The organism is Silicimonas lutimaris, assembly GCF_047314965.1.
GTDB lineage: Bacteria > Pseudomonadota > Alphaproteobacteria > Rhodobacterales > Rhodobacteraceae > JAVJUV01.
The window spans coordinates 62,566-78,738 of record NZ_JBLBVK010000040.1 but is presented as its reverse complement, the minus strand read 5'-3'; the positions used below and the strand labels follow the sequence as shown (position 1 = coordinate 78,738).

Annotated in this window: 19 protein-coding genes; 6 read left to right on the top strand and 13 right to left on the bottom strand. The window is 61.8% G+C overall.

The genetic code is table 11. The features are described from left to right. Window position 1: 1 nt before the first annotated feature. The 6 genes from rimM to ffh all read right to left on the bottom strand — a co-directional run bounded on the left by rimM (window position 2) and on the right by ffh (window position 3,926). Window positions 2-508: a ribosome maturation factor RimM gene (gene rimM / locus ACKLNI_RS06025; RefSeq protein ID WP_413718148.1), complete on the bottom strand. Its 507-nt coding sequence runs from the start codon at window positions 506-508 to the stop codon at window positions 2-4. Between the two features lie 20 nt (window positions 509-528). Next, complete coding sequence (rpsP, locus tag ACKLNI_RS06020; RefSeq protein ID WP_413718147.1) at window positions 529-942, bottom strand: 30S ribosomal protein S16; 414 nt, start codon at window positions 940-942, stop codon at window positions 529-531. Window positions 943-960: 18 nt separating this feature from the next. Further along, entirely contained in the window at window positions 961-1,257 is a 297-nt protein-coding gene (locus ACKLNI_RS06015; protein WP_413718146.1) for a chorismate mutase, read from the bottom strand. Window positions 1,258-1,339: 82 nt separating this feature from the next. Continuing rightward, window positions 1,340-1,915, bottom strand: a complete 576-nt coding sequence (locus ACKLNI_RS06010) for a GNAT family N-acetyltransferase (protein ID WP_413718145.1) — start codon at window positions 1,913-1,915, stop codon at window positions 1,340-1,342. Continuing rightward, a complete protein-coding gene (locus ACKLNI_RS06005; protein WP_413718144.1) occupies window positions 1,912-2,439 on the bottom strand; it encodes a GNAT family N-acetyltransferase in 528 nt (175 codons plus the stop codon). The genes ACKLNI_RS06010 and ACKLNI_RS06005 overlap by 4 nt, the downstream gene beginning before the upstream one ends. Continuing rightward, window positions 2,436-3,926 carry a signal recognition particle protein gene (gene ffh, locus ACKLNI_RS06000; protein WP_413718143.1) on the bottom strand — a complete coding sequence of 497 codons (1,491 nt, stop codon included), beginning with the start codon at window positions 3,924-3,926 and terminating at the stop codon, window positions 2,436-2,438. Before ffh ends, ACKLNI_RS06005 begins: the two co-directional genes overlap by 4 nt. Window positions 3,927-4,309: 383 nt before the next feature. On the opposite strand from ffh, the gene ACKLNI_RS05995 reads away from it, so the two are divergent. The 3 genes from ACKLNI_RS05995 to ACKLNI_RS05985 all read left to right on the top strand — a co-directional run bounded on the left by ACKLNI_RS05995 (window position 4,310) and on the right by ACKLNI_RS05985 (window position 6,553). Then, window positions 4,310-5,164, top strand: a complete 855-nt coding sequence (locus ACKLNI_RS05995; RefSeq protein WP_413718142.1) for a DMT family transporter — start codon at window positions 4,310-4,312, stop codon at window positions 5,162-5,164. Beyond that, a complete protein-coding gene (locus ACKLNI_RS05990) occupies window positions 5,154-5,537 on the top strand; it encodes a RidA family protein (RefSeq protein ID WP_413718141.1) in 384 nt (127 codons plus the stop codon). Before ACKLNI_RS05995 ends, ACKLNI_RS05990 begins: the two co-directional genes overlap by 11 nt. A 176-nt stretch (window positions 5,538-5,713) precedes the next feature. After that, window positions 5,714-6,553, top strand: a complete 840-nt coding sequence (locus ACKLNI_RS05985) for a DUF2189 domain-containing protein (RefSeq protein ID WP_413718140.1) — start codon at window positions 5,714-5,716, stop codon at window positions 6,551-6,553. 512 nt (window positions 6,554-7,065) lie between these two features. Here ACKLNI_RS05985 and ACKLNI_RS05980 read toward each other — a convergent pair. From ACKLNI_RS05980 to ACKLNI_RS05960, 5 genes are all read right to left on the bottom strand, one after another. Beyond that, window positions 7,066-8,181 carry an NADH:flavin oxidoreductase/NADH oxidase gene (locus ACKLNI_RS05980; protein ID WP_413718139.1) on the bottom strand — a complete coding sequence of 372 codons (1,116 nt, stop codon included), beginning with the start codon at window positions 8,179-8,181 and terminating at the stop codon, window positions 7,066-7,068. Between the two features lie 150 nt (window positions 8,182-8,331). Then, the gene (locus tag ACKLNI_RS05975; protein ID WP_413718138.1) at window positions 8,332-9,033 is read right to left on the bottom strand and encodes a GntR family transcriptional regulator; all 702 of its coding nucleotides are present in this window, start codon (window positions 9,031-9,033) and stop codon (window positions 8,332-8,334) included. Continuing rightward, window positions 9,034-9,885, bottom strand: a complete 852-nt coding sequence (locus ACKLNI_RS05970) for an ABC transporter permease (RefSeq protein WP_413718137.1) — start codon at window positions 9,883-9,885, stop codon at window positions 9,034-9,036. Continuing rightward, on the bottom strand, window positions 9,882-10,700 hold the full coding sequence (locus ACKLNI_RS05965) for an ABC transporter ATP-binding protein (protein ID WP_413718174.1): 819 nt from the start codon (window positions 10,698-10,700) through the stop codon (window positions 9,882-9,884). Before ACKLNI_RS05965 ends, ACKLNI_RS05970 begins: the two co-directional genes overlap by 4 nt. Continuing rightward, window positions 10,700-11,731 carry an ABC transporter substrate-binding protein gene (locus ACKLNI_RS05960; protein ID WP_413718136.1) on the bottom strand — a complete coding sequence of 344 codons (1,032 nt, stop codon included), beginning with the start codon at window positions 11,729-11,731 and terminating at the stop codon, window positions 10,700-10,702. Before ACKLNI_RS05960 ends, ACKLNI_RS05965 begins: the two co-directional genes overlap by 1 nt. Window positions 11,732-11,959: 228 nt before the next feature. Between ACKLNI_RS05960 and ACKLNI_RS05955 the strand changes: the two genes are divergently transcribed. From ACKLNI_RS05955 to ACKLNI_RS05945, 3 genes are read left to right on the top strand one after another with little or no spacing between them, the layout of a single operon-like run. Further along, complete coding sequence (locus tag ACKLNI_RS05955) at window positions 11,960-12,658, top strand: fumarylacetoacetate hydrolase family protein (protein ID WP_413718135.1); 699 nt, start codon at window positions 11,960-11,962, stop codon at window positions 12,656-12,658. 29 nt (window positions 12,659-12,687) lie between these two features. Further along, window positions 12,688-13,554 (top strand): NAD(P)-dependent oxidoreductase, encoded by an 867-nt coding sequence (locus ACKLNI_RS05950; protein WP_413718134.1) that lies wholly within the window; start codon window positions 12,688-12,690, stop codon window positions 13,552-13,554. A 1-nt stretch (window position 13,555) separates the two neighbouring features. Further along, the gene (locus ACKLNI_RS05945) at window positions 13,556-14,386 is read left to right on the top strand and encodes a sulfite exporter TauE/SafE family protein (RefSeq protein WP_413718133.1); all 831 of its coding nucleotides are present in this window, start codon (window positions 13,556-13,558) and stop codon (window positions 14,384-14,386) included. A gap of 56 nt (window positions 14,387-14,442) precedes the next feature. Here ACKLNI_RS05945 and ACKLNI_RS05940 read toward each other — a convergent pair whose 3' ends face one another. Next, a complete protein-coding gene (locus ACKLNI_RS05940) occupies window positions 14,443-14,991 on the bottom strand; it encodes an amino acid synthesis family protein (protein ID WP_413718132.1) in 549 nt (182 codons plus the stop codon). A 175-nt stretch (window positions 14,992-15,166) separates the two neighbouring features. Continuing rightward, entirely contained in the window at window positions 15,167-16,147 is a 981-nt protein-coding gene (locus tag ACKLNI_RS05935; RefSeq protein ID WP_413718131.1) for a TraB/GumN family protein, read from the bottom strand. Window positions 16,148-16,173: the final 26 nt, after the last annotated feature.

Below are 16,173 nucleotides of genomic sequence, written 5' to 3'. Positions count from 1 at the left end.
CTCAGTCGAGCAAGCCGTCGGGCGGGTCCGCGATGATCCGTCCGGATGCAAGGTCCACGGTCGGAACTGCCGCCTTGGTGAAGGGCAGGAGAATTGGCGAGGCCAGTCCCTTGCCATGAATTTCCAGGATATCGCCCGCCCCGTGGTTAAGTACGGCGCGCACCTGTCCGATCTCTTTCCCGCCCGTGTCCAGAACGGTCAGGTTGATCAGATCGGCATAATAATACTCATCATCGGTCAGTTCGGGCAGACGGTCGCGGGGGGCGAATAGCCTGACCCCCCGCAAGGCATCTGCAGCTTCCTTGGTCATCACGCCGGACAGGCGTGCCGAGAACCCGTTCTTGACCGAACCGGTCAGCTTCACGTCGAATGACCTCGAGCCGTCTTCTGTCGTCAGTGGGCCATAGGTGGAAATGGCCTCGGGCTCGGCGCAAAAGCTTTTCAGCCGCACCTCGCCCCTTACGCCAAAGGCACCCGCAATGGCGCCGACGCAGACTTTTTCCGTCATGGCCTGGAACCTGCGGCGGATTACTCCGCCGCTTCTTCCGCAGCAGCAGCCTCTTCGACCGGCTCTTCGGCAGGTGCGTTGGCGGCTTCGGCGGCGGCTGCTGCTTTGGCTGCCTTCTCGTCGGCGCGTTCCTGGGCTTTTTTGCCCGGCTTGGCCTTGTTCGGGTTGCTGCGCTCTTTCTTCTCGACGACGCCGGCAGCTTCCAGCATGCGCGAGATGCGGTCGGTCGGCTGTGCGCCCTGGCCCAGCCAGTACTGCACGCGCTCGACATTCATTCTGACGCGATCTTCGCTGTCTTTCGGCAGAAGCGGGTTATAGGTGCCCAGCTTCTCGATGAAGCGGCCATCGCGCGGCATGCGGCTGTCGGCTGCGACGATCGAGTAGTGCGGGCGCTTCTTCGAGCCGCCGCGGGCAAGGCGGATTTTCATAGCCATGGTGTTGATCCTTCTAGGTTATTTTCTGTGTTCTTGGTGGTGTTGGATGACTTCCTGAATGATGAACTTCAGGAATTTCTTGGCGAATTCGGGATCCAAATCCGCTTCTTTCGAGAGCCATTCGAGGCGTTCGATCTGTTGTGCCTCGCGCGACTTGTCGGCGGGCGGCAGCTTGTGCTCCGCCTTCAGGCGGCCGACCGCCTGCGTGTGCTTGAAGCGCTCGGCCAGCGTATAGACAAGGATGGCGTCCAGCCTGTCGATGCTGGCGCGGTGGCCGGCAAGAAGCTCGGCGGCGCGGGCGACGGGGTCGGTCATTCGAGTTCTCCGGGTGTGTCGGCAAAGCGTATGGCAAGTGTCGGCAAAGCGTATGGCATCGGTCCTGCCCATGGGCGTCTGGTCATGTCCGGGCCTCCCGCGAGAGGTGCCGGAAGCGCAATGCACCGGTGCCGGCCCAGTCGGCCGGGGTCTGATCCTTGGCGCCGAGACGCTTGGCCAGGGCGATGGAGCGGACGTTCTTGTCGTCGATATAGCTGTCGAGTGTCGCCAGCCGCAGATGCGTGAACGCCCAGTCGCGCACGCGCGACGCGGCTTCGAACGCGTAGCCCTTGCCCTCGGCCTCGGCCCGGAAAAGGAAACCCAGTTCCACGTCCCGGTCGCCCGGTTCCAGACCCAGCAAGACGAAGCCCAGGACCTCTCGCGATTTGCGGTCCTCGACGGTCCATCCACCATGACCGAAGAGCATCCACGAGGACGAGAGCGACGCAAAGTCGTACCAAGCATCCTCACGCGTCATCGGGCCGCCCATGTGCATGCCGCGGTCGCTGCATACGATCTCGGCGTAGGTGCCGAAATCGGTGATCCGGGGCGCGCGCAGACGAGTGCGGTCGGTATCGAACTGCGGCACCAGCGCTGCAAACACCTGTGCAATCTCGGCGGCGGGGCCGGGGGTGGGCACTTCGTGGCGCGGGGTCATTGCACAGCCTCCGGGGCAGGATGAACCCAGATATCCATCGTTCCATATTCGGCGTGCGTAAAAGTGCCGTCCTTCCGGCAGCCCAGACGCTCTGCCAGCCGGATCGAGCGGTCGTTGTCCGTCATGATCAGGCTGATGATCCGGGTCCAGCCAAGGGTGCCATAGACGAAGTCGCGCGTCGCGATGGCAGCTTCCCGTGCAATCCCCTTGCCCTCGGCGGCCTCGTAGACGGTCCATCCGATCTCGGCCTCGGGCCAGTCGTCAGGATGATAGACGCCGACAAGCCCAAGCGGCTCATCCGTCTCGCGGTCCGCCACCATCCACCGGCCATAGCCGCGAAGCTGCCATTGCCCGACGACGCCCGCCAGGTGATGGAAACTCGATGCCGCATCGAACGGCCCGCCCACACCTCGCGACCGCTCCGAGGCGCGGAACGCCACGTGCGCCCGCAGGTCCGAAGCCCTGGGCAGACGCAATCGCAGACGCTCGGTCTCGATCTCCGGGATGCGGAAGTCCACGCTCATTTCTTCTTGCCGAACCCCGAAAGTCCCGAAGGCAGGCCGCCGCCGCCAAGGCCGGGGAGGCCGCCCATCTGTCCCATCTGTTTCTGCGCCGCCTCGATCTCGGCCTGGCTGGGCATCCCGCCACCGGGCATGCCGCCCTTGCCGCCGAACAGACCGCCAAGCTGGCGCATCATGCCCTTCTTGCCCATCTTGCCGACCTTTTTCATCATGTCGGACATCTGGCGGTGCATCTTGAGCAGCTTGTTAAGGTCACTGACATCCATGCCCGCGCCCGCCGCGATGCGTTTCTTGCGGCTGGCCTGAAGGAGCTGCGGATTGGCGCGCTCTTTCTTGGTCATCGAGTTGATCAGAGCGATCTGCTGGCGCAGGATCTTGTCGTCGAAACCGGCCTCGTTCATCTGGGCCTTCATCTTGCCCATGCCGGGCAGCATCCCCATGATGCCTTCCATGCCGCCCATCTTCATCATCTGCTCGAGCTGGCTCTTCAGGTCGTTCATGTTGAACTGACCTTTCTGGAAGCGCTTCATCATGCGCTCGGCTTGCTCGGCCTCCAGCGTTTCCTGCGCCTTCTCGACCAGGGCCACGATATCGCCCATGCCAAGGATGCGGCCGGCGATCCGTTCGGGTTCGAAGGTCTCGATGGCGTCCATCTTTTCGCCAAGGCCGACGAAGCGGATCGGCTTGCCGGTGATCGCGCGCATCGACAGCGCCGCACCGCCGCGCCCGTCGCCGTCCATCCGGGTCAGGACAACGCCAGTGACGCCGATCTTGTCGTCGAATTCGGTCGCGACGTTGACCGCGTCCTGGCCGGTCAGGCCATCGACGACAAGGAGCGTCTCGCGGGGGTTGGCGACGTCGCGCACCGCGGCGGCCTGCGCGATCAGTTCCTGATCGATATGCAGCCGACCCGCGGTGTCGAGCATGTAAACGTCATAACCGCCCAGGCTGGCCTGCGTCTTGGCGCGCTTCGCAATTGCGACCGGGTCCTCGCCCTTGACGATCGGAAGGGTGTCGACCCCGATCTGGTTGCCGAGGATCGCCAGCTGTTCCATCGCCGCCGGGCGGTTGGTGTCGAGCGACGCCATGAGGACGCGCTTGCCCTCTTTCTCCTTCAGCCGTTTGGCCAGCTTCGCGGTCGTCGTCGTCTTGCCCGAGCCCTGCAGGCCGACCATCAGGATCGGAGCGGGCGGGTTGTCGATCTTCAGAGCGCCCGGATCGCCGTCGCCTTTCAGCACGTCGATCAGCGCGTCGTGGACGATCTTGACCACCTGCTGGCCCGGCGTGACCGATTTGGTCACCGCCTGGCCGGTGGCCTTGTCCTGCACGGCCTTAACGAAGTCGCGGGCCACGGGCAGGGATACGTCGGCTTCCAGAAGGGCGACGCGCACCTCGCGCAGCGCCGTCTTGACGTCGTCTTCCGACAGCGCACCCTGTTTCGTCAGCCGGTCGAAGACCCCAGAGAGGCGTTCTGACAGGTTCTCGAACATCTCGCAGGCCTCCTATGCCCGTTGATCCATGGCCCGCACATATGTGCTGACCGCTTAAACGCCAAACGCCCCCATGGGCGCAACGCGCTGATGGGGGGCGATCCCTGCACCCTGCAGGGACCGGGAACGTCGAAGCTCCCGGAGGTTGGGGGCAATTACGTCGTCGCGCGGCCGGTGTCAAGGTTTGCGCCAGTCACGCTGCGCTGCCGCCCGCCGACGCAGAGCGCGGGCCACCCCGGATATTCGGACTTGCGCGGCGTGCGCATGGCTGCTCAAGCTGCGCTCAATCCGGAGGACACGCCATACCCACGCCGATCACACCGATTTCGCCGCTTGCCGTGCCGCCGCCCCGTGCCATCGAGAATGGCAAAGGGTTGGTGCTCATGGCGATCGGCATGTTCCTGTTCTCGGCGGTCGATACCGGGGCCAAGTTTCTGACCGACACCATGCACCCGCTTCAGATCGTCTGGACCCGGCAACTGGGCCTGCTGGCGGGTGCGCTGTTCCTGATCGCGATGCAGGGCAGGGCGATCCTGGCCACCAGCCATCCGCGCCTGCAACTGCTGCGGGGCGCGGTCGCGGCGGGCTCGGCCTCGCTCTTCATCTTCGCGATCACCTACGTGCCGTTGGCCGATGCGGTGGCCGTCAGCTTCGTGGCGCCCTTCATGGTCACCCTGATGGGCGCGCTCATCCTGCGCGAACCGGTCGGTCTCAGGCGCTGGGCGGCCGTTATCATGGGCTTCATCGGGACACTGATCGTCCTGCGGCCGGGGATGGGAGCCATTCACCCGGCGGCGGCGCTGGTCGTCGTCGCCGCGTTCCTGTTCGCCGTCCGGCAGATCATCAGCCGCGCGCTCTCGGATACCGACAAAACGGGCACCACGATCGTCTATACGGCCATCGTCGGCTCCACCATCCTGACCATTCCGCTGTTTTTCGTCTGGAAGACGCCGACGGCGGACGAGATGCTGATCCTGGTCGGGATCGCGGTTCTGGCGGGTGTCGCAGAGGTGTTCGTCATCAAGGCGCTGGAAGTCGCCATGGCGGTTGTCGTGGCGCCGGTTCAGTACTCGCTGATGATCTGGGGCACCTTCTATGGCTGGCTGGTCTTCGGGCAACTGCCCGACGGCTGGACCTGGTTTGGCGCGGCGATCATCATCGCGACGGGTCTCTACACGCTTCACCGCGAGCATCTGGCGGCCCGGCAAAGACGGAGGAGGGAACGAGATGGACATTGAACGCATTCTGCTGGACGACCAGATGGCGCCGGTCAGCCATTATTGCCATTCGGTCAGGGCCGGAAACCTGATCTGGGTTTCGGGAATCGTCGGGATGCGTGCCGACGGGACGATCCCTGAGGACACGGTTGCGCAGTTCGACATCGCGATGGAGGCGATGGACGCGTGCCTCCGCGCCGCCGGGGGTGCGCCGCACACCGTGACCAAGGTTCAGGTCTTCATGACCGACATCTCCGAACGCGCGTCGATCAACCCGGCCCGCATCGCCTATTTCGGCGAGCACCGCCCCGCCTCGACGCTGGTCGAGGTCTCGGCCCTCGTCGATCCGCGCATGAAGGTCGAGATCGAGTGCATGGCGGTGGTGGCGGAGTAGCGGTATCGATCGAACGACACCCGGTCCCCGCTTTCCGGACCCGGCGGCCATTCTCTCTCTCGTTGCTCTTTTGCCTCGCCGAATGCAAAGCTGCATACAGAGGAGGAGCGTCTTTCCGCCGCCGGGTCTGATTGCAAAAGGACCAGCGCGGTGCCATCCTTTGGGAGGAGAGTGTCATGGCATCCAAGACCGCAGGTTCGACGCCGCCGGACGATCTGACGCCTCAACGGCAGGTCGTACCCAAGGTCAACAAGGTGACGTCCGAGGATATCACTGCGTCGCTGAGGGCCGGGTTTTCCGACTTTCTGGCCCGCCCCTTCATGAGCGGTTTCTTCGGCCTGTTCTACACCGTTTTCGGGCTCTTGTTCGTTTGGTGCCTGGTCTGGCTCGGCATGATCTGGATGATCATTCCCGCCGCTGTAGGCTTTCCGCTGGTCGCGCCGTTCGCCGCTGCCGGACTGTATGAAATGTCCCGCCGGTTGCAGAGGGAAGAGAGTTTCGGCTGGTCGGACATCCTCGCCGTCATGGCCAATCAGCGCAAGCGCGAGATGGGATGGATGGCCTTTGTCACGCTGTTCATATTCTGGGTGTGGATGTACCAGGTCCGGCTATGGCTGGCGATCATCCTGCAGGATGCGTCCTTCTCGGATTTTGACGGGTTCTTGAACACGGTATTCTTCACGCCGCAGGGTTGGACATTCCTTGCCGTCGGTACCTGCGTTGGCGCATTCCTGTCGGCGGTGCTGTTCTCTGTTACCGTCGTTGCCATGCCTTTGCTGCTTGACCGGGAAACCGATTTCGTTACCGCCATGCTCACGTCCATCCGGGTCGTCACCGAAAACCCTTTGGTCATGCTCACCTGGGCGGCGATCATCTCTGTTACCATGCTGCTTTCGCTGGTTCCGGCGTTTCTGGGCCTGATTTTCACCCTGCCGATCCTTGGCCACACGACATGGCATCTCTATCAGCGGGCCGTGCCGCCAGTTGAAGGGCACTCTGTCCAGGCATCTCCGTGAACGGCAGCAAGCATAGTCTTGTCCTCGGTAAGGTAGGGCAAAGAGCAGACTTCGGGTTGCTTCCGTCGGATGACCGTTTCGCGGACGTGGCAGACAAATCGCCTCGCTTTGGTAGTGTGCGAGGGTAGGTGCAACTTCCGGGGTGCAAATGAAGAATGCAATCCGGGGAGTATGCCAATGCGGGCAGGTGTCTGCTTGCACGATGATGACCTATCGCGGAAATCGCGGATAACAGCCTTTTTTGGACTAGGCACTTCAGGCAATGCGCCCAGTCAACTGTCGGCGAAGGTGATTTGGCCGACCAAAGCGAACCAGCAGGGGTTCACGACTGGAACCGTCGTACGTTCAAGCGCATCCATTCTTTGCCCGACGCAGGAGCTTTTGATCCGGTCAATCAAGGAAGACGGTGAATTGACTGCCAGATAGGGAGTGCACACACACCCGGTAACGAGAAGAGACCAGTTCGCGATGGCTGACAGGCGACCGCATCCAATCCTTCTCTCATAGGCGATTTACCTATGCCCGACCCTTTGGTTCTTGAAGAGCTTCTTGAATTCGCGCGGTTGCGAACGCCAGTACTGGGGCGGGGCGGAGATCTCTGCTCCCAGCTCCGCGGCGGCGTGCCAGGGCCAGCGCGGATCATAAAGCATACCCCGCGCGAGAGCGATGGCATCGGCGTTGCCATTTTCAAGGATTTCTTCCGCATGCGCGGGTTCGGTGATGAGGCCCACGGCTATGGTCGGCAACCCGACTTCTTTCTTCACTCTCGCGGCCAAAGGTACCTGATATCCGTCAGACAGCGGAATTTCCTGTTTCGGCGAAACGCCCCCCGAAGAGACGTGAATTGCAGCGCAACCGCGGTCCTTCAGAACATTGCCGAACGCAACCGTGCTCTCCAGATCCCAGCCTCCCGGCACCCAGTCTGTCGCCGATACGCGAACCCAGACAGGGATATTTTCGGGGACAGTGGCCTTGACCGCATCGAAAACCTCCAAGGGGAAACGCATCCGGTTTTCCAGACTTCCGCCATAGGCATCAGAGCGTTGGTTCGCGATGGGCGACAGGAACTGGTGAAGCAGGTAACCATGCGCCATATGCACTTCGATACCGCGAAAGCCCAAAGCCACGGCGCGCCGGGCAGACGAGGCGAAGTCTTCCCGAACCTTGGCAAGACCAGCTTCGTCCAGCGCCCGAGGCGCGTCCTCTCCCGGTGCGTGAGGCAACGAGGAAGGTCCGACAGCTTTCCAGCCTTCAGGTTCGTCTGGCGGGATCTGTGCGCCGCCGTCCCACGGAACCTGGCTGGAGGCCTTGCGTCCGGCATGGGCAAGCTGAATGACCAAGGGCGAGATGGCGTATTTGGTAACCGCGTCCATCACACGTTTCAGCGCAGCTTCGTTTTCGTCGGAATACAGACCCAGATCGCCCGGTGTGATCCGCCCCTCGGGCGAGACGGCTGTCGCCTCGATGATGAGCATTCCGGCGCCCGACAAGGCAAGATTGCCAAGATGGATAATGTGCCAGTCCTGCGCATTTCCGTCGACGGCGGAGTATTGGCACATCGGCGCAATGACGATCCGGTTCTCAAGTTCCAGTGGCCCAAGCGTCCATGGTGAGAAGAGATTGCTCATTCGTTCCTTTCCTTGGTTCTTCAGGGGCCGACGGCACTTGCCGATAAGGTCGAGTCTCTCGGAAAAGTCTGACGACCCGCCCAAGTCTGGGGTCGGATTGCTATCCAAAGAAAGACCATTTCTGCAGACGCGATTGCGGAGAGCAAGACCTTACCCATCCACGGGAAGAACGTGGCGCAGCCCCTTCAAGGTTGTCTGATAATGCTCGGTGAGGAGAGTGCAGGCGTGGTTCACGTCATGCTCGAGAACGGCATCGAGAATCGCCTGATGTTCGGCCGCCGCGCCTTCGCGGCGCAACTTGCTGGGATTGGAGTTCATGGACAGGTTCCTGTACCGCACGGCCTGATCCATGAGCGTGGAACAGAAACCAAGAAGCCAGGACGAGCCGCAACGGTCCAACAAGAGCATGTGGAATTCCTTGTGGCGCTGCTCCCATTCCTCCGAGATTTCTTGTCCCGCCTCCTCCGGAAGACGGCGTTGGGTGCGCGCCAGCCTGTGACAACTGACGACCAGCGCATCTTCCCAAGCTTCGTCTCCATTGCGCATGGATTCCCGAAGAGCGAGCGTTTCCAGCCAGATCCTGGTTTTCACCAGTTCCTCCAGGCTGGGCATGGAGATCGACGTGACGAAAAATCCCCTGTGGCTTTTCCGTTCGACCAGCCCTTCGGAGGACAGGCGATTCAGCGCCTCGCGCAGTGGAACCGACCCGATGCCGTAGCGTCCGGACAAGACGTCTACTTGAAGCTTGTCTTCGGGAAACAGTTCACCGTTCAGGATATCCTTGCGTATCAGGTCGTAGGCCCGCTCCGAAAGATTCCGGACATCATGGACCTTCCCTTCGGCCGCCGTCATTCAGCCCACCCCGCCGGGCTTGTCGGATTTGTTCCAGAACACGAAGTAGCGCTGCATCCAGACAACCGTGAAATACAACGCCAGTCCGAGAAGGCTGAGATACAGGATCAGGGCGAAGACCCGGGGTGTATCAAGCTGGCTCGCCGATTGACGGATCAGGGCGCCAAAGCCCTTTCCGCCTCCCAGGAATTCACCGGTGATCGCGCCCGCCATCACCCCGACAGCCGCAATCTTCAGACCCGTGAAGATATACGGAAGCCCGGTCGGCAACTTGAGCCTGAGGAGGGTCTGAAGCCTGCTGGCACCCATGGATTTGAACAGCATCCTTTCGTTTTCGTTGGCTGCATACAGGCCGGCGGCGGTGGCGACAACGATTGGAAATGTCGCGATGAATGCGGCCAGCGCGACCTTGGACGCGATATCAAAACCCAGCCAGGCGATGAAAAGCGGTGCGAACGCGACCTTCGGCATGGTGTCGATGGCCACCAGATAGGGCATGACCGCCCGTTCGCCGAACTTGGTCTCGCCGACCAGCACCCCAAGAGAGAAGCCGATGCAAGTGGCGATAAGGAAGCCGTAGAACACCGTGCGCGTGGTCGTCCAAAGTGCTTCGAGCATGTACTCGCCCGAAATAAGGTTCTTCCCCACGAAGATCAGATCGTCGAGAGTCTCCGCCGGGGTCGGAAGAATGATGGCCGAGACCCATCCCATCCTCGTTACCAGGTCCCAGATCGCGACAACCGCCACGAACAGGAACGTCATGGCGACCCAGCGGGGAATGCGGTCGATAAATGCCTCGCGCTCGACCCAAACGGTGTCTTCTGTCTCGGCAACGTGATGCGTATCGGTCATTCATGTGCCTCCTTGCCAAGGAGTTCGCGGATATGGGCGACGATCTCGCCGAATTCCGGCGTGTTGATCATTTCCAGAGTGCGTGGTCGTGGCAGTTCCACCCGGAAGTTCTCGACGATCCGTCCAGGCCTTGCCTTCATCACGAGGATCCGGTCGGAAAGAATGACAGCCTCGTCAAGCGAGTGAGTGACGAGGAAGGCGGTTGCGCCCCGTTCCAGACAGATGCGCTGCAACTCCATGTTCATGAAATCGCGGGTCAGTTCGTCCAGTGCCGAGAACGGCTCGTCAAGCAGAAGCATCGCCGGATCGGAGACCAGCATCCTGCATATGGACGCGCGCTGGGCCATGCCACCGGACAGTTCGCCGGGATACACGTCAGCGAAATCGCCCAGGCCGACGAGTTCCAGAAGGCTCATCGCGCGGTCGAACGCGGCCTTCGCCGCAGCGCGACCTTCCCTGATCTGTATCGGCAACACGATATTCTCGATCGTGGTCTTCCACGGTAGGAGTGTCGCCTGCTGGAACATCATCCCGATGTCCGGTCGTGGGCCAAGGACCGGTCGTCCATCAAGGACGACCCGGCCCGTAGTCGGCGGCATGAGCCCCGCCATGATCTTGAGCAGTGTCGATTTTCCGCAACCTGACGAGCCGATGACAGACACGAACTCGCCTTTGTGTATGGTCAGGAACACATCGGAAAGCGCGGTGACGCTGTTGCTCGCGTAGGTCTTCGACAAACGCTCGATTTCGTAAACCGGTTGGTCGCGATGTACGGCGGTTTCCGGTCTTATGGGGCGAGGCTCTGCCATTGGTATCAAGCGTTCCAGCCTGCGACGAACTCGTTGGTGTACGTGGCCGCAAGGTCGGGCAACGCTTCGGAAAGCGCACCGGAGGCAACCGCAGAGTCGTGAATCGCCTGCCAATGCTCGGGAGGCTGATAGCCATAGCCTTGCCCCATATATGCATCGGTCGGCGTCATCCGGTCGACCACACCATCAAAGAGCGACGACGCATAGTCCTGCTCGCCTTCCTGCGGGTTGCCGGCAGCGCAATGCGCCAGGCAGGTGTCCTTGTTCGCCGGGTCGGACGCAAAGCGCGTTGCGCGAACCAGCGCCCGTCCGAAGGCGGGAGCAAGCTCCGGCATCGCCGCCATCTGGCTCTCGAGCATCGCGATGCCGTTTCCGAAGAAGCCGAGATACGCTTCCGGGGTGATTTCGCGGAGGTTCAATCCGCGCGCGGCAAGGATCGCGGCGTCGGAGACCGCGCCTGCATAGGAGTTGACCTCGTCACGCAGGAACGCCACAGCGGCGGTTCCGCCGTCGCCGACCGGGAGATACGTGAAATCGTCGCCCGCGTTCAGTCCGAGATCGGCCATGATCGCGCTGGTGAAGGAGACCTCCGCGCCATCCGCGGTTCCCACGCCGATGACCGTGCCTTTCAGGTCGGCAGGCGTCATGTAGGGGCTGTCGTCCTTGACGAGAAGGCCGAAAACGGACTTGGGATACAGGTTGTAGAGGAACTTCACGTCAACGCCGCGCGCACGGGCGCCCAGCGTCGGGCCGGGGCCAGGCGCTCCGATATGTGCCTGGCCGGCGGTCATGGCTTGCAGCACAGCGGACGAACCATCGATGGCCTCGAGCGTGGGGGTGAAGCCTTCCTCCCCGAAGTATCCCTCTCCAACAGCGACCCAGTAAGGCAGCCATGTCAGCGCCGAGGGGTTGGGAACGGCGAAGGTTATCGCGGTTTGCGCCCGCACAATCGCCGGAGCGCCAATTGCGGCCAGGGTCGCGCTTCCAAGCGCAAGCTGCCCGAAGCCGCGACGGGTGATTTGGCGTCGTGTCGTCATCTTTTTTGTCCTCCCTAAGGTTGAGCGGTCGCCCGGCCGACAGATTCGTCCGGGGCGCCCTGGCAGAATGTTATACGAATTAATGATTCTGACAAAATAATATAAAAAAGCATCCAGAAGGAGGTTTCATATCTTGATCTGACGAGGTTTCCGCGAAATCCTGCTTCAGTCGCGAGTCGTTCAGCCCGGCTGTGCTGCCGACTTGGGTCTGCTGAAGAAAGGACGCCCATGACCGATTTCGCCGTTTCACCGCCCGATGTGGCCTACCTCGACATCACTGGATCGGATCAGAAGTTCCCGGTCCGACGTATCTACTGCATCGGAAAAAACTACGTTGCCCATATCATTGAAATGAATGCGGACGAGCGCGATCCTCCGGTCATTTTCATGAAGCCGCGCGACGCGCTGGTCAGGAACGGTGGCGAGATCCCTTACCCGGTCTTCACCAACAACCTGCACTACGAATGCGAACTGGTCGTCGCACTGAAATCGGGCGGCTACAACATTCCCGAGGCGGAGGCGTCAAACCATATCTTCGGCTACGCCGTCGGGCTCGACATGACCCGACGGGATCATCAGGCCGAGGCTTTGGCCAAGGGATTGCCATGGGAAGTGACCAAGGCGTTCGACAAGTCCGCTCCGGTTGGGCCCGTGAGCCGTGTCGAAGACACCGGCATCATGTCCTCGGGGCATGTGCGATTGAAGGTGAACGGCGAAACCCGCCAGGATGCGGACATTTCTTTGCTGATCTGGAAGATCGACGAGATCATCTCGAAACTTTCGGAACAGCATGAATTGATGGCCGGCGACATCATAATGACCGGGACACCGGCCGGTGTCGGCGCGGTGGTCACCGGAGATGTTCTGGAGTGCTCGGTGGACGGGCTTGAACCCATGAAGGTGTCGATCGGACAACCTGCCGGATAATCTGTCCGGCACAGCAAGGAGGACTTGGGATGGCGAGGATCGCAATCATCGGCACCGGACGGATGGGGACCGCATTCGCAAAACGGCTGATTGAAACCGGAAACACCGTTGTCGTCTGGAACAGGACGCAAGACCGCACGAAAGCCGCGGCCGAGGCAGGTGCCGAGGTCGCGCAGTCGCTGTCCGATCTGGGCGACTGCGACGCGATCCTCCTGTCTCTGCAAAACGCGGATGCGGTCGGGTCGGTCGCGACCGGCCTCATCGCATCCGGTGTGTCCGGACGGCTGGTCGTGGATACCTCGACACTTCTTCCCGACGACACCCGAGAGATTGCGGCCCGATTTGCCGAGGCGGGCGCCGACTTCGTCGACTGCCCCGTCGGAGGCACGGTAGGGCCTGCGCTCAAGGGTCAGCTACTTGGAATGGCGGGCGGCACTGAAGCGGCCTTTGAGCGGGCAAGGCCGATCATGGAACAGCTCTGCAAACGCGTCGAGCATCTGGGGCCGGCGGGTTCCGGCGCGCATATGAAACTGGCGGTCAATCTTCCGCTTGCGATCTACTGGCAGACGCTTGGCGAAGCGCTCGCCATGCTCGTTGACAGTGGCATTCCCGCGGACGTGGCCATCTCGGTGATCTCGGACAGTTCAGCAGGTCCGGCGGTGCTGAAGAACCGCGGGCAGGTCGTGATCGATACGTTGAACGGAACCGACCAGCCCGGGACATTCGATCTTGCCGGACTGTCCAAAGATCTCGGGCTGGCACTTGAACAGGCGTCGCGGAAAGGCCGGCGGATGCCACTGTCCGAAGCGGCGCAGAAAAGCTATGCGGCGGCGCTTGCCGTGGGCCTCGACGGCTTCGATGGCGCTACGCTGACCCGTTTCGTTCTGGACAAATGAGTTGGATCTTCTGGCCGATCCCGCGACTCTTCTGACCCTTGTCGGAGCCCTCGTCCTCGCGGGCGCGGCCATCGGCTTTCTCGCGGGCCTTTTCGGCGTTGGCGGCGGTGCTATTTCCGTCCCGGTCTTCTTCGAGATTTTCAGGGTGCTCGGATACCCCGCGGAAATCGCGATGCCTGTGGCGGTCGGGACGTCCCTGGCCGTGATCATTCCGACCTCCATCATGTCGGCGCGGGGGCACCATGCCAAGGGAACCCTTGACCTCGACGTCCTGAGAATCTGGGCAGTTCCCATACTTGGAGGGGTCGCTCTGGGAGCGGTGATTGCGCGTCACGCGTCGCCGGCGGTCTTCCAGGCGGTCTTCGTTTGCATCGCAACCATAAATGCCGTCAAGCTCCTCAGCGGTGGCAAGGGCTGGCAGCTGCGGGACAGTCTCCCGGGCCGTTGGGCCATGCGGATCGGAGGCGCTGGCATCGGTCTGGTCTCAGCGATCATGGGCATCGGCGGCGGCGCTGTCTCGAACCTGTTTCTCACCCTGCACGGCGTGCCCATACACCGGGCGGTCTCAACCTCGGCGGGCGTCGGTGTGCTTATCGCGATTCCGGGTACAATCGGTTATATTCTTGCCGGACTTGGAAAGGCCGGGTTGCCTCCTGCCTCCCTGGGATTTGTCTCGGTGGCCGCATTTGCACTGACGATCCCGACATCACTTCTGACAACCCGTTTCGGAGTGGCACTGGCCCACCGGCTGACACGCCGCAAACTCGAGCTCGCCTTCGGCGTCTTTCTCACATTGGTCGCAACAAGGTTCCTGATCGCGTTGATCGGGTGAACCCGTAAGGGCCCATCGCAATGTTCGTCAAACGGACGGAACCGCCGTTTGCATGACTAGCTCTTGACCGGCCCGCTTCCGCATCTTGGGATCGGACGCCCGTGGTCTGCATAGGCCAGGAACATGACGATTTCGTCCGGGGCCGGTCCGTCGGGCACACAAAGGGTCATGGTGTCGAAATGATCGAAGGACCAGGGATTGTCCTTGTGTCCAAGCGGCAGATCAATCGATGCACCAACCGGTCCGATCTTTACGTTTGAAGGGATGACAGCCTCGCCACCGCCAGCGGCCGCTCTCATCGGCGCGCCCAGTCGAGGGTGGACAACCGCACCCCCGTGCTCCATGTCCCCGGAGACCCCTACTATTGCGGCTTTACCATAGGACACTGGCGGACCGTTCAGCAGGCCGATGGCCTGCTCCGCAAGTCTTCGTCCCAGCTCCGCCCCGATCTCGAAGAGCGGGGAAAGATCATGCTCAAAACGCCCTGCGAGTGGATTCCTGAAGACCGCCCCGACGGCGACACGCGACACGGGCTCACAGGGAGTGCCGAATGAATCGGTTTCGATCAACTCCCGAAAGATGACAGTCTTGCGTGTTTGGATCATTTGCGATCTCCGGGCGTTCCGCTTGAATCAGCATTGTCGAACGTTGTGCGAAGGTCGAGACCTTTTACCGTTTTGGTTCGGATTGCCAGCTGTGACAAAGGCTCTCTTCGAGCTCCATGCTGCCCTTCGCCGCAACTTGCGCGAAAGGCTCCCTTGCCCCGGCGCGTACCCGGCCCTAGAGCGGCGACACCGCGTAGCCCATCCGTTCCAGTGCGCGAAGCACGCCCGACTCGCCCGACAGATGCGCGCCGCCGACAGCGATCATCACGTCCTTGCCGGTGATCAGGTCGGGCAGGGCGGCTTCCCAGTTTTCGTTCCGGTCGATCAACAGGGTGTGGTTGATTTCATCGAACATCTCGCCGGTGTTCTCGATGTCCGAACGTTCCAGCTGGATGCGCGCGAACTCCCATGTTTCGCGAAGCCGTCCATCGAAATAGCCCTGAAGCAGGGTCGACGTCGGCGCTTCCCCCGATTGCTGCGTCTCGAGCGTGATGCGCAGCCCGTCCAGCTGTTTCTCGATGGGTTCGTCGGCAAAGATGCGCAGCACCGTTTCGGTGTCGTCCAGCGTCGCAAGCGGAATGCCTGCCTCTCTCGCTATGATCTCCAGCTGACGGTCCAGACCCTTCTCGCCACTTTGCATGGCAGCAAGGGCGCATGGCGGGATCGCGATTGTCATGGACAGATACCAGGGCTGAAACTTCGCCGCCAGGAAGGACGGAACGCCAAGCGCCTTCAGCCGGTCGGACACGGCGCTCCAATCTTCCGGCGACAGCAGGTCGATCAGGGTCGGGCCTTCGGTGATGAAGAACATCTCGGGCTTCCGGGCCGCCAGCGCCTGAATACCGGCCTCGTCCTCGGAGGTGGCCTCAAGGACCAGCAGGTCGACCTTTTCCAGATATGGCCGGACGCGGGTGACGATCGGCTCCAGCCGCGGGTCGGGGATGTGGACCGTTCCTAGTACGATCACGCTGTCCTCGCCCTTGTCGGCGCGGAAGAGATAGCCTTCGCTGTAGGGGTGAGGGGCGACCAGTTCGTCGAGTCTCGCCCGTTCCTGTGGGTTCAGTTCTGCTATCAGGTTCCTGGTGCCACAGGTCTGGGCGCCGGCGACCGCAGGCACCAAAGCCAAAAGCGCGGCGGTGAAAATTGCTCTAAACATACCTGCCTCAATCTGCCTCTTCGGGT

Coding starts and splice junctions, on each gene's coding strand:
- rimM (WP_413718148.1), bottom strand. CDS start 508: ATGACGGAAAAAGTCTGCGTCGGCGCCATTGCGGGTGCCTTTGGCGTA.
- rpsP (WP_413718147.1), bottom strand. CDS start 942: ATGGCTATGAAAATCCGCCTTGCCCGCGGCGGCTCGAAGAAGCGCCCG.
- ACKLNI_RS06015 (WP_413718146.1), bottom strand. CDS start 1,257: ATGACCGACCCCGTCGCCCGCGCCGCCGAGCTTCTTGCCGGCCACCGC.
- ACKLNI_RS06010 (WP_413718145.1), bottom strand. CDS start 1,915: ATGACCCCGCGCCACGAAGTGCCCACCCCCGGCCCCGCCGCCGAGATT.
- ACKLNI_RS06005 (WP_413718144.1), bottom strand. CDS start 2,439: ATGAGCGTGGACTTCCGCATCCCGGAGATCGAGACCGAGCGTCTGCGA.
- ffh (WP_413718143.1), bottom strand. CDS start 3,926: ATGTTCGAGAACCTGTCAGAACGCCTCTCTGGGGTCTTCGACCGGCTG.
- ACKLNI_RS05995 (WP_413718142.1), top strand. CDS start 4,310: ATGGCGATCGGCATGTTCCTGTTCTCGGCGGTCGATACCGGGGCCAAG.
- ACKLNI_RS05990 (WP_413718141.1), top strand. CDS start 5,154: ATGGACATTGAACGCATTCTGCTGGACGACCAGATGGCGCCGGTCAGC.
- ACKLNI_RS05985 (WP_413718140.1), top strand. CDS start 5,714: ATGGCATCCAAGACCGCAGGTTCGACGCCGCCGGACGATCTGACGCCT.
- ACKLNI_RS05980 (WP_413718139.1), bottom strand. CDS start 8,181: ATGAGCAATCTCTTCTCACCATGGACGCTTGGGCCACTGGAACTTGAG.
- ACKLNI_RS05975 (WP_413718138.1), bottom strand. CDS start 9,033: ATGACGGCGGCCGAAGGGAAGGTCCATGATGTCCGGAATCTTTCGGAG.
- ACKLNI_RS05970 (WP_413718137.1), bottom strand. CDS start 9,885: ATGACCGATACGCATCACGTTGCCGAGACAGAAGACACCGTTTGGGTC.
- ACKLNI_RS05960 (WP_413718136.1), bottom strand. CDS start 11,731: ATGACGACACGACGCCAAATCACCCGTCGCGGCTTCGGGCAGCTTGCG.
- ACKLNI_RS05955 (WP_413718135.1), top strand. CDS start 11,960: ATGACCGATTTCGCCGTTTCACCGCCCGATGTGGCCTACCTCGACATC.
- ACKLNI_RS05950 (WP_413718134.1), top strand. CDS start 12,688: ATGGCGAGGATCGCAATCATCGGCACCGGACGGATGGGGACCGCATTC.
- ACKLNI_RS05940 (WP_413718132.1), bottom strand. CDS start 14,991: ATGATCCAAACACGCAAGACTGTCATCTTTCGGGAGTTGATCGAAACC.
- ACKLNI_RS05935 (WP_413718131.1), bottom strand. CDS start 16,147: ATGTTTAGAGCAATTTTCACCGCCGCGCTTTTGGCTTTGGTGCCTGCG.